This window comes from Streptomyces sp. NPDC086077, assembly GCF_040686175.1.
Taxonomy (GTDB): Bacteria; Actinomycetota; Actinomycetes; order Streptomycetales; family Streptomycetaceae; genus Streptomyces.
In genome coordinates this window covers 35,706-47,359 of sequence record NZ_JBFBJT010000049.1, presented here as the reverse complement: position 1 = coordinate 47,359, position 11,654 = coordinate 35,706, and the positions used below count along the sequence as shown (strand labels likewise).

The 11,654-nt window shown below is 74.1% G+C and carries 8 protein-coding genes; 2 read left to right on the top strand and 6 right to left on the bottom strand.

Annotated elements, in window-relative coordinates; translation table 11 throughout:
- The 5 genes from AB0O67_RS16725 to AB0O67_RS16705 all read right to left on the bottom strand — a co-directional run.
- Positions 1–2,732, bottom strand: a 2,732-nt coding sequence (locus AB0O67_RS16725) for a CHAT domain-containing protein (RefSeq protein WP_365450623.1), incomplete at its 3' end; no start/stop codon positions are given.
- An 18-nt stretch (positions 2,733–2,750) separates the two neighbouring features.
- The gene (locus tag AB0O67_RS16720; protein WP_365450621.1) at positions 2,751–3,524 is read right to left on the bottom strand and encodes a hypothetical protein; all 774 of its coding nucleotides are present in this window, start codon (positions 3,522–3,524) and stop codon (positions 2,751–2,753) included.
- Positions 3,525–3,607: 83 nt separating this feature from the next.
- The gene (locus AB0O67_RS16715) at positions 3,608–5,197 is read right to left on the bottom strand and encodes a transporter (RefSeq protein WP_365450619.1); all 1,590 of its coding nucleotides are present in this window, start codon (positions 5,195–5,197) and stop codon (positions 3,608–3,610) included.
- Complete coding sequence (locus AB0O67_RS16710) at positions 5,194–5,988, bottom strand: ABC transporter ATP-binding protein (protein ID WP_365450617.1); 795 nt, start codon at positions 5,986–5,988, stop codon at positions 5,194–5,196. The genes AB0O67_RS16715 and AB0O67_RS16710 overlap by 4 nt, the downstream gene beginning before the upstream one ends.
- A gap of 39 nt (positions 5,989–6,027) precedes the next feature.
- Positions 6,028–6,690: a bifunctional DNA primase/polymerase gene (locus AB0O67_RS16705; RefSeq protein ID WP_365450615.1), complete on the bottom strand. Its 663-nt coding sequence runs from the start codon at positions 6,688–6,690 to the stop codon at positions 6,028–6,030.
- Positions 6,691–6,998: 308 nt separating this feature from the next.
- Between AB0O67_RS16705 and AB0O67_RS16700 the strand changes: the two genes are divergently transcribed.
- A complete protein-coding gene (locus tag AB0O67_RS16700) occupies positions 6,999–8,384 on the top strand; it encodes a transcriptional regulator (protein WP_365450613.1) in 1,386 nt (461 codons plus the stop codon).
- A gap of 200 nt (positions 8,385–8,584) precedes the next feature.
- Positions 8,585–10,306, top strand: coding sequence for a hypothetical protein (locus tag AB0O67_RS16695; RefSeq protein WP_365450611.1), 1,722 nt, complete (start codon positions 8,585–8,587; stop codon positions 10,304–10,306).
- Between the two features lie 28 nt (positions 10,307–10,334).
- On the opposite strand, the gene AB0O67_RS16690 is transcribed toward AB0O67_RS16695, so the two are convergent.
- Positions 10,335–11,642: an ABC transporter substrate-binding protein gene (locus AB0O67_RS16690; protein ID WP_365450609.1), complete on the bottom strand. Its 1,308-nt coding sequence runs from the start codon at positions 11,640–11,642 to the stop codon at positions 10,335–10,337.
- Positions 11,643–11,654 lie beyond the last annotated feature (12 nt).

Sequence of the window (11,654 nt, the reverse complement as noted above, 5' to 3'; positions counted from 1 at the left end):
GGGGCGCCGGTGCCGGTCGCGGCGAGGGCGGCGAGCCGGCGCAGCACGGGCAGCACCCGGACCCGGGTCGCCCGGCTGCCGTCCCGGCGCAGCACGGCCTGGAGCAGCGCCTCGGCGCCCTGCCAGACGCGTGACCGGATCAGGTACGGCGCCGCCGACAGACCCGCGCGCGCGAGCACCGGCCCGGCGAGACGGGCGCCCTCCGCGTCGGTTCCCTCCCGTGCCCACGCGAGCTCGAAGACCCGCACCCAGTACCCGGACATCCGCGTGTCCACCAGCTGCCGGAACGCCTCCCCGGCCCGCGCCCGCCCCTCGGCGGCGACGGCGGGCTGGATGTCGTACGACTCGTGCGTCCCTTGCGGTGCCGGTGCGGTCCGCCGGGTGAGCAGTCCGCATGTGACCAGGGTGTCGAGGAGCGGGGTGAGGGGCGCGTCGGGATGGCCGAGGCCGGCGCGCAGTGCGGGCCAGTTGTGGTCGAGGACCGGCCGGGTGCGGTCGGGCTCCTCCAGGCAGCACAGGACGTGGAACAGGTCGCGCGGGGCGGGCGCCAGGGCGTCGGTGACGCCGTCCGTCCAGACGCTCAGCACGCGCGCGTGGTCGGCGTCCCGGGGGACGGTCGGGCCGGCCGTGAAGAAGCCCTCGGGCACCTCACCCGTTTCCGCCCAGGCCCGTCCGGCGGACCCCAGCAACGCGGTCAGGCGCGCCGGGTCGGCGGCCTGGCCGTCGGCGAGTTCGAGCAGCTTGGGGTGGCCCTGGGTGAGGTCCAGCAGGCTGGTGAGGTGACGGCGCGCGGTGCCCGGGGCGATGCCGGGCGCGCGGCCGTCGGCGAGGCGGCCGAGGTGGGGCAGCTCGCGGACGAGGAGCAGGGCCTCGTCCGGGTTCAGCAGGTCGACCGGTGCCGTCGGCACCCGGGGGCCCGGGCCGGGCGGGCGTACCCGGCCGGTCAGGATCAGCCGTCCGGGCCCGTCATGCCGCGACAGCGCCGCGAGCAGCGCCTCCCACCGCGCGTCCCGCCAGGCCCCGGTGGGCGTGAGGAGTCCGTCGAGATGGTCCACGACGACCAGCAGCCGCCGCCGCGCAAGACACCGGGCGACGGCGCCCACGAACTCCTCGAACCGCCCGTCGAGGTCGAACTCCCCGCCGAGGCCGAACCCCCCGTCGCCATCGAACCGCCGCCCGTCGTCGAGCTGCTCGTCAGCGCAGAACCGCCCGTCGGCGTGCGGCCGTCCGTCACCGGCGTGCTGCCCGTTGCCGCCGGGTGGCGCGTCGGTCCCGTGCTGGTCGTCAGGCCCTCGCCGCCCCCGCAGGAACCCCTCCGACAGCACCGCGAACTCCGCGAGGGCCGCGCGGCCGTCCGTCTCCGGGCGTTCCGGTGCCTTGAACCAGGCGACCTCCTCGAAGGCGTGCGCGTGTGTCGCCACCAGCTCCCGTGCGCAGGCCGTCTTGCCGACGCCGGGCATGCCTTGCAGGAACACGCCGCACAGACCGCTGCGCGGGGCGAGGGCGGCGCCGGCCCGCGCCATGAGGGCGACCCGGCCCACGAAGTGCTCCGGGAGAGCGGGGAGTCGAGGGAGGCGATCGACCCGCGGCGTACGCCGGGGCGGCGCCGCCAGGCGCAACCGCGCGGCCCGTGCGCCGAACAGCGCCGGTGTTCCCGCCTCCAGAGCCGACCGCTCCGCGTCGCGCTCCTGCGCCAGCACCCCTTCGAGCGCCTCCGGCAGCGGCCTGCCTTCGATGATCAGACGCCGGTACAGCCCCTCCGCCAGCGTGATCGCGAACCGGTCCGTCACCGGATGGCGCAACGCCAGCACCGCGCACCCGAGCCGCTCCACCAGCTCCCCGGCCAGTGCGCCGACCACGTGCGGCGGGCGGCCCCCCTCGTCCACCGGGACCCCGGCCGTGGGCACCCCCAGCGCCCGCCGCTGCTCCCGCACCGTCGACGCCCCCGACCAGCACGCCGACACGGTCACCAGCGACACCCCGCGGGCCACGCCCAGCAGCGCCCCCAGCTCCGGCGCCGGGATCCGGTCCGTCCCGCCGCTCCCGGTCTCCAGCAGCAGCTCACCGGGTGCCCCGTGACCGGACACATGGACGACGTCCCACCCCTCGGCGAACACGTCCCGCAGCCGCTCCCGCGTCACCCCGTACTGCAACGTCCGCACCTCGACGTGCCGTCCGGCGCCGGCGAACAGCCTGGTCAGCGCGAGCCGTTCCCGCCGCAGGTTCAGGGCCCGGCTGCCCTCCGGCTGGCTGAACAGGGCCAGCACCCGCACCGGCCGTCCCTCCGCGACCGGTGCGTGCGGGTCGCAGGAGTCGCCGATCTGCATCACCAGGGAGACGCCCCGAAGGGCCAGCGGCCGCCCGTCGACGTGGGCGAGTTCCAGCGGTACGTACAGCAGCCGCCGCGCCTCGGGGACTTCCGTCGGGACCACGACCCGTACGACCACCGGGGCGGCCGCCAGGAGGACGCCGGTGGCGGGGCCGAGGATCTCCGTGCCGATCCATGCCCCGACCTCCCGCACGATCTCGCGCTCCCGCTCCGTCCGGCGGTCGGGCGCCGCATGCCGCCGCACATGGCCGGGGATGTCGAGGAACGCCTCGTACGGCGGGCAGCCCGGGTCGAGCCGTACCTCGTGCCGGGCAAGTACACGCCCGCCGCCCGGCTCGGTCAGCTCCCACCGCCAGCGGTCGAGGCCTGTGAAGTCCCGCACCTCAAGGCGCAGTTCCGCCATGCCGGACACCTCCGCGGCTCAGATGCCGAGCATGCCGCGCAGGTGGCGGATCCGCTCCACCGCCCCCTGGACGGAGCCGTACGCGGGATGGGTGCGGGGGAACTCGCGCAGGGCCCGCTCGTACAGCTCCTGCGCCTCGGCCGCGTGCCGGACCTGCCCGCCCTGCACGAGCCCGAGCAGCGCCCCGCCCAGGTTGACCAGCCGCACCGGGTGCATCGGATCGTGGGCCGGGGTGTGGTCGAGCGCGGCGCGGGCGTGCCCCACGGCCTCCTCCAGCGCGGCCGGGTCCGGGAACTTCTGGACCCGGCGGAGCAGCGCGTTGGCGAGGTTGGACTCCTGCCCGGCGTGTTCGGGGTGGTCGGGCGCCAGGATGTCGAGGCAGCCGCGGTAGAGGGCGATGGCCTCGTCGATGTCCTGCCGCCTACCGGTGCGGTCGAAGGCCTCCTGGAGCGAGGTGGCCAGCGACGACATGTGCCGGCCGAGCTCGGGGTCGCCGGGCGGGGAGACCTCGACGGCCTCCCGTCCGTACGTCACCGACCGGTCCAGCAGCCGTGCGTCCCGTTCCCGCTCCCAGCGCAGCCGGTACAGCATGCACAGCGCGGACAGGGCGGCGGCGTGGCGCGGGTCGTCGGCCGTACTGCCCTCCCGGGCCCGTTCCGCCGCCTGGACCGCGCGGTGCAGCAGGCGCGGGTCGCCCGTCTGCCCGTAGGCCAGCCGCAGTTCGTCCGCGGTGCCCAGCGGATCGTCGTCGCCGGGCCGTTTCTCCTGGGACTTGCCGAACCACCTGGCCACTCGCGCCCCCAACGCCGACTGCCGTCCCACGATCGTAAGCCCGAACGGCGGGCGGGCGACAGGAGTTGACGTCGGCCGACGGCTCAGCCCTTGCTGACCGCCGCGAGGATCTCCGGCAGCCGCTGGGCCGTGCGCGGCGCGGCCAGCCGGAGGCCGAGGTAGGTGAGCACCGCCCCGTACGCCGTCCCGACGGGCAGCAGCAGCCAGGTCCACGCGTCGCCGTCCGCGCTGGTGTTGATCAGGATGGTCAGCACGATGACGGGCGCGCACAGCAGGGCCGCGGCCACCATCCCGCCGAAGATCGAGATCCAGGCGAGCCCGACCTGGCCGGGGGCCACGTTCTTGTAGCCCTCCTGCGGGATGGAGTACGGGAAGCGCGCCGAGGTCCACGCCCCGGTCGCCAGCATCGCGCCGAGCAGCGCGAAAGACAGGCCCAGCACCTCGAGCAGCTTGGCCCAGTCACCGAGCAGCGCCGTGGTCAGGACGGTGACGAGAAGGGCGTACGGCAGGGTGATCAGCAGCAGGGCGTAGGCACGCGCGCGCAGTTCGACTGCGGCGTCGCGGGTGGAGGAGATGGTCATGGCGACCATCCAGAACGCGGACGTGTCCTGCCCGAACTGGTTGTACATCTGGATGCCGAGCATGCCCGCGGCGAAGCACGCGAAGTAGATCGACCCGGTGCCCTGCAAGGCGTTGAACACGGGCACGATCAGCCCGATGGCCAGCGACGTCACCCAGGCCGCCTTGGTCTTCGGGTCGCGCCACACGTAGCGCAGGCTGCGCTCCATGACCGTCCCGGTCCGCCCGCCCGGCAGCAGCCGCGCCGGCCCGCCGGAGGACCGGTCGCGTACGGCGGTCTCGGCCATGGCCTGGATCGTCGACCCGTCCGGCGAGGTCATCAGCCGGTGCAGATGCCGTGCCCACACCGCGATGAGCGCCACCAGGGCCAGCGCGGTCAGGGCGAGTTGGGCGGCGGCGACGCCGTACGAGCCGTCGCCGGCCGCGTCCACGGCGCCGAGCGCGGAGGCGGGCGGTATCCAGCGCAGCACGTCGGCGGCCGGTTCGAGCTGCCCCAGACCGGCCGAACCGATCCGCTGCGCACCGAAGTTGACGACCTGCGCGCCGACCGCGATCACGAGCCCGCTCAGCACGGCCAGATCGCGCCCCCTGCGGCTTGTCAGCAGCCGGACGTTGGCGGCGGCGACGGCCCGCGCGAGGGCCACGCAGACCAGCAGCGCCAGCACGGCGGCGACGACTCCTACGACGTACGCCGCCGTGCCGCGCGCCACCGCGATCACGGAGCCGACCAGCATGCACACGGTGAACAGGGGCCCGATGCCCACCAGGGAGGCCGCGAGCAGCGCCCGCACCAGCGGCCGGGCCCGCAGCGGCAGCATGACCAGGCGGGTGGGGTCGAGGGTCTCGTCGCCGCCGGGGAAGAACAGCGGCATCACCGCCCAGCCCAGCGCCAGTACGGCGACCAGCAGCACGATCACGGCGTCGGCGTGGTCGTTGCCGCGCAGCAGGACCAGGCCGAGCAGTTGCAGCGCGGCGAAGAGCAGGGTGAGGACCGCGGAGGCGATGTAGGCGGCGCGCCGCCCGGCGGACTGCCGCAGTCCGTTGCGCAGCAGGGACAGCTTCAGCTGTACGAGGGTCGCCGTGGTGCCGGTCATCGGGCGCCGCCGCCGAGCCAGTCCAGGAGGTCGCTGCCGGCGTCGCGGTCGTGGGCGCCGACGAGTTCGAGGAAGGCCTGCTGAAGCGTGGGGGCGTCGCCGCGGACCTCGGCGAGCGGGCCGTGGGCGCGGATCCGGCCGGCGGCCATCACGGCCACCCAGTCGCACAGCGACTCGACCAGCTCCATCACGTGGGAGGAGAAGACGACGGTGGCGCCGGAGGCGGTGTACCGCTCCAGTACGCGCCGGATGGTCTGGGCGGACACCGGGTCGACGCCCTCGAACGGCTCGTCGAGGAACAGCACTTCGGGGTTGTGCAGCAGCGCGGCGGCGAGTCCGATCTTCTTGCGCATGCCGGTCGAGTAGTCGACGACCAGCTTGTGCTGTGCGCCGGCCAGGTCGAGGACGTCGAGCAACTGGGTGGCCCGCTTGTCGACCTCGGCGCCGGGCAGGCCGCGCAGCCTGCCCGTGTACGCCAGCAGCTCCCGGCCCGACAGCCGCTCGAACAGCCGCAGCCCCTCGGGGAGCACCCCGATGCGGGCCTTGACCTCCACCGGGTCCCGCCACACGTCGTGCCCGACGACCTCGACGGAGCCCTGATCGGGGCGCAGCAGCCCGGTGACCATCGACAGCGTGGTGGTCTTTCCGGCCCCGTTGGGCCCGACCAGCCCGATGAACCGCCCGGCGGGCAGCTCCAGATCGATCCCGGAGACGGCGACGTGCTCCCCGAAACGCTTCCAGAGCCCTCGTACGCGTACGGCGGCCGTCCCCGCCCCTGCTCCCTGGTTCATGGGAGCACCCTAAGGGGAGCCCTGTCCCGTGGGACCTGGTCAGCGGTCCCGTCCGCAGGCGTACGCGAGCGGGGAGATCAACTCCTCGGCGTCCGGCAGCCAGCGGTTGGCGGGGGTGGGGCGGCAAACCCACTGGACGGCGCCGCGAGAGCCGAAGCGGGTGGGGGGCGCGGCGACGTAGCCGCCCTCGCCCAGTGCGACCAGGTCGAGCGACCCGATCGACCAGCCCAGCTTCCGGACCAGATCGGAAACCTTCACGGACGCGCCCGGCAGCACGAAGAACTGCATCCTCCGGTCAGGGGTCAGCGTCACCGGTCCCAGCATCAGCTCCATCCGCTCCATGCGGGCCAGGGCCAGGAACCCGGCGGTCTCCGGCACGGAGATCGCGTCGAAGGTCCGGCCCGTCGGCAGCAGGATCGACGCGTTCGGCTGCTTCTGCCACATCCGGCGCGCCACCGTCGCACTGCCGGTCGCCTGCGTCTCCCAGTCCGGCCGTGCCGGATGCGCCCCCGGCGCATCGCACGCGGCGTCGCCGCAGGAGCAGCGCTGCACCCCGCCGACGGCTTCCAGCCAGGTGCCGGGGAACACGTCCCAGTGACGCTCCTCGGCGTAGCGAACGGCGGTCTCCAGCAGCGATTCGCCGCGCTGCTTCGGAATCTGTGCGGCTTCGGTGGCCGGGATCGTCTTTTCCACGCTCAACACAACTCCCAGCCCCACCTCGGGTTACGGCCGGACCGCGCGCGGGAGGAGCATCGATTCGGCATCCGGGGCGCATGGGTGCATGTCCGGGGGCGCGCAGGAGGAACCGCGGCGGGAGCTGGGTAGCCAGGTGTGGGGTCGGCAACCGCCGGTACCCCGGCAATCCTCGCATGCCTCGCATTTTCGGTATGTCCGCGGGGCATTGATCTTCACGGCCGGAATTCCTCGCTCCCGCAGGGTGGGGGGCTCGGGTCCTGGAAGACACGACAACTCGGTGTGCGGGCAGGCACCGCAGCCTCAGGGGGTACGCCATGGCCGCAAGGCCTCTCGTCGCACGGCAGCCGAACGAACGGCTGCAAGCGCTCATCCAGGAAGCGGGTTGCTCGAACGCCGGGCTGGCCCGGCGCGTCAACATGTGCGGCGCCGAGCACGGTCTCGACCTGCGCTACGACAAGACGTCGGTGGCCCGCTGGCTGCGCGGACAGCAGCCGCGTGGCCGCGCGCCGGCGATCATCGCGGAGGCGCTCGGCCGCAAGCTCGGCCGTACGGTCACGATCGACGAGATCGGCATGGCCAACGGCAAGAACCTCGCCTCGGGCGTCGGCCTCCAGTTCTCGCCGACGGTACTGGGCGCCATCGAGCAGGTCTGCGAGCTGTGGCGCAGTGACGTGGGGCGCCGGGACTTCCTGTCCGGTTCGTCCGTCGCGGCCTCCGCACTGGTGGAGCCGAGCCGTGACTGGCTGATCTCCGCGCCCGACGCGCAGGTGGCGCGCTCGGCGGGCCCGCGCGTGGGCCAGTCGGACGTGGCGGCCGTGTGCGCGATGACGCAGGCCCTGGTCGACCTGGACCACCAGTACGGCAGCGGGCATGTGCGCCCGGTCGTCGTGCACTACCTCAACAGTGTCGTCTCGGGGCTGCTCGCCGGCTCGTACCGGGAGGCCGTCGGGCGGGAACTCTTCGCGGCCGTGGCGCGGTTGACCGAGCTCGCCGGGTACATGGCGGTCGACACCGGGCAGCCGGGCCTCGCCCAGCGCTACTACATCCAGGCGCTGCGGCTCGCGCAGGCCGCCGGTGACCGTGGTTACGGCGGCTATGTGCTCGCCGCGTCCATGAGCCACCTGGCCGCGCAGCTGGGAAACCCGCGGGAGATCGCCCAGTTGGCGCGGGCGGCACAGGAGGGGGCGCGGGGGCGCGTGACCCCGCGCGCGGAGGCGATGTTCCTCGCCGCCGAGGCGCGCGGGCACGCCCTGCTGGGCGACGCGCGCGCCACCCAGGCGGCCGCCGGGCGGGCGGTGACCGCCATGGAGCAGGTGGACGGCGCCTCCGGCGACGACCCGGCGTGGATCGCGCACTTCGACGAGGCCTATCTCGCCGACGAACTGGCCCACTGCCATCGCGACCTCGGCCAGGCCGAGGCGGCGGCGCGGTGCGCGCAGGAGTCCCTCGACGGCCACCCCGAGTCCCGGGCGCGCAGGCGGGCGATCGGCTACGTGCTGCTCGCCACGGCACAGGTGCAGCAGCGCGAGATCGAGCAGGCCTGTCATACGGGGCTGAAAGCGGTCGAACTGCTGGAGACCCTCCGCTCGAACCGGGGCGCCGAGTACCTGGAGGACTTCCAGCAGCGGCTTGAGCCGTTCCAGGAGGAGTCCGTGGTACGGGAGTTCGGGGCGCGGCTGGACCTCCAGGCGGCCGCGTGAAATACGCCTCGCGCGGGCGTGAACGCGCGGAGAACGAGGGCGCCGGGAGCCGGAGGTGACATAAGCAGCGTGCCGCGGGCCGGTTTTGTTACGGCGGTCACAGGGCATGAGGTCAGGTCCTGTGCTGCGTGGCAACCGGCTCGGGGGACCCGGTAGCGTGAGCCGACGATTCCGATGGTCCCCCATTCGTAGGAGCCCCGGTGACGCAGAGTGGACAGGGCGAGGAGCCCTCGGCGCGGCCCGCGCGCGAAGGCATCGTGCTGCCCTCCGACGGTGGCGAACCGCTGCTGCCGGGTATGACGGGCGGACCCGCCGACCGAGCCGCGGGGCAGCGGCACGGCGCCCCACAGGACGGCCCCGCCCCGGCCTCGGCGCCGCCCGGCGGCCAGGCCTGGGGGCAGCCGTGGGGGCCCGAACAGCACCAGGCCCCGGCCCCGCAGCCGGGCCAGGACTGGCAGACTCCGCCCGCCGATCCGTGGCAGGCGCAGCAGCCTGCCCGGTGGGCGGCGCAGGACCAGCCGGGCGCGCTCCCCCAGGAGGCGGCGCCCGGCCAGCCGTACGGCAACGACCCACAGGCGTCCTACGGGGCTTACGGAACGCCGGGCGCGGCGCCGCTGCCCCCCGCCGGTCACGGCGCACCGATGCCGCCGGCCGACGACGGGGCGACCCAGTACATACCGCCGGTCGCGGCCGCGCCCGGCGACGAGGGGGCCACGCAGTACATCCCGCCGGTCGGTGGCGGTCACTACCCTGCCCCGGGCGGCCCCGGGAACGAGGGTGCCACCCAGTACATCCCGCCCGTCACCGGTGGGCCCGGTGACGGAGGCGCCCACCGGTACGCGCCGTCCACGGCCTCCGGCGACGAGGGCGCCACGCAGTACATACCGCCGGTCGGGCCCGGGGCCCTGCCGCCCGAGATGCCGTCCGGCGGACCGGCGGACCGGCCCGCCGAGACGACGACCTACCTCGGGAGGGCCCAGGAGGACGGCGGAGGGGCCGGACCGATGCCGTCCGGATCCGACGCCGACGCCACGCAGTACATCCCGCCCGTGCCCGGGCAGGGGGCGTACGGGGACCGGCAGCCGCCCGCCGAGTTCGACAACCTCTTCCGCGGCGGACCCGGCGGCGACGGCGGCCAGGCCGGCGCCACCCAGCACATGCCCCGCTACCAGGGGCCGCCGCAGAGCACCGGACACGCCGCCCCGCAGCCGTCCTACGACGCTCCCGGCCCGGCGCAGGGACGGCGGGCCTCCCGGGGATCCCGGGACGGCGGTGGCCGGACCGGCTCGAAGGTGCCGCTCATCGCGGCCTGCGGCGTCGCCATCGCCGTGGTCGGCATCGGGGCCGGCGCGTTGCTCGCGGGGGGTGGCGACGGTGAGCAGGACAAGGACCCTCTACCCGTCTCCGCCTCGGCCCCGGCCCCGGCGAGCAGCGAGGCCTCTGGCTCACCGTCCGCCGACCCGGCGAAGGAGCAGGCCGTCGCCCTGGACAAGCTGCTCGCCGACAGCGGTGACAGCCGGGCCACGGTGATCAGTGCCGTCGGTCAGGTGAAGTCCTGCGGCAACCTCGCCCAGGCCGCTCAGGACCTGCGCGGCGCCGCCGAGCAGCGCAACAGCCTGGTCACCCAGCTGTCCGGGATCTCCGTCGACAAGCTGCCCGAGCACGCCGCGCTGACCGACGCGCTCAAGAAGGCGTGGAAGGCGTCCGCCTCCGCGGACAACCACTACGCGGCCTGGGCCGACCAGGTCGCCGGGCAGAAGGGCAAGCTCTGCAAGAAGGGGCAGGCCCACAGCACCGGCCAGACCGCCGCCGGCAACCGGGAGAGCGGCATCGCCACCACGCAGAAGGCCGAGGCGGCCAAGTTGTGGAACGCGATCGCCCGGACCTACGGCCTGACCGAGCGCCAGCCGACCCAGTTGTGAGGTGACCGGGGCGCCGGGCGCCGGGAGGTCATTCCTGGTTCTCGGTGCCCTGGAGGGTCTTCGTCACGTCGATGGCGCCCTGGCGGTCCGCCACCAGCTGGCCCTCCTTGACCACCTGAGGAGTCACGTCGGTGTTGACCAGGCGCGGCAGGCCGACGGAGGCCAGCACGTCCTGGAACTGCCAGCGCAGGGTCGGCGTGAGCCCGCCCGTGGTGACCTTGAATCCGTCGTCCAGGGTGCGCCGTACCGTGTCCGCGGAGACCTCGCCGTCGCCGAGCGCCTTCACGACGGCCTCCAGGACGGTGTACGCGATCCAGGTGGTCTGCACGCCCGCGTCCGCGGGGTCGATCCGGGTGTCGGTGAAGGCCTGTTCGCGGATGACCTTCTTCATCCCGTCCCAGCGCTTGTCGGTCTCCACCGGGTACCAGCCGGTGATGTACGCCCCCTCGTAGGGGCTCGACGCGCCACCGGTGGCGTCGATGACCGTCTGGTCGACGCTGCCGAGCACGGTGCCCGTGCGCACGTCGGGGTACTCCTCGCGGTCGCGCCGGAAGGAGTCCATGAAGGTGTTGGTGCGGTCGCCGAGGGCCGGCACCACGCAGCCCCGCTTCCCCGGGTCCTCGGTGGCCCGGGTCAGGGCCTGCTCGGACTGCGCGGAGAACTCGGTGGCGTCCTCGGCCGCCCGAAGGTCGGTCACGTGGGTGTGACCGCCCGACTCGAGGCCCGAGTTGAGAAGGTTGGGAAGTTCGTCACCCGCGATGGTGTCGGGCCGGACCAACGTGACCGGGCCGCAGTTGCTCGCGAGTTGCCTGCCGAGGCCGGCCAGCAGGGCGGGCTGGCCGCCGTTGACCGGGTAGGAGAGCGGGCTGGTGAACTCGGCGTTCGTGATGCCGTAGCCGCCTATGTACGGTATGCCCGCTCCCTCGAGGATCGGGAAGAACGTGTCGGCGAACTGGCTGTAGGAGCCGACGACCGCGGCGACCTTCTGCTTGACCGCGCGGCGCGCGCACTTCGCGGCGTGCACGCTGTCGTTGCGGTCGTTGCAGATCACGACCTTGAGCTTGCGGCCGTTGATGCCGCCGTCGGCGTTGACGTGGCGGGCGTAGGCGAGCGCCAGGGCAGGCATGCCGGGCTTGTTCGTGGTGTTGGTGTCCTGTGGGGCCCAGGTCATGACGGTGATCGGGTCGTCCCCGGTGTCCCCCGGCAGACCGGGGACGACCCCGCATCCGACGGCGAGCGACGCACACGCCACCAGGGCGCCCGCCGCGCGCAGGGTTTTGACGGGCCCGGTGAGGGCGGGGAGGAATGTGCTGCGGGTGCGTCGCCTGCCGGTCATGGGCCCGCACGA

Excerpts from the sequence above, each read along its gene's own strand:
- AB0O67_RS16690 (WP_365450609.1), bottom strand. The coding sequence starts at position 11,642 with ATGACCGGCAGGCGACGCACCCGCAGCACATTCCTCCCCGCCCTCACC.
- AB0O67_RS16700 (WP_365450613.1), top strand. The coding sequence starts at position 6,999 with ATGGCCGCAAGGCCTCTCGTCGCACGGCAGCCGAACGAACGGCTGCAA.
- AB0O67_RS16710 (WP_365450617.1), bottom strand. The coding sequence starts at position 5,988 with ATGAACCAGGGAGCAGGGGCGGGGACGGCCGCCGTACGCGTACGAGGG.
- AB0O67_RS16715 (WP_365450619.1), bottom strand. The coding sequence starts at position 5,197 with ATGACCGGCACCACGGCGACCCTCGTACAGCTGAAGCTGTCCCTGCTG.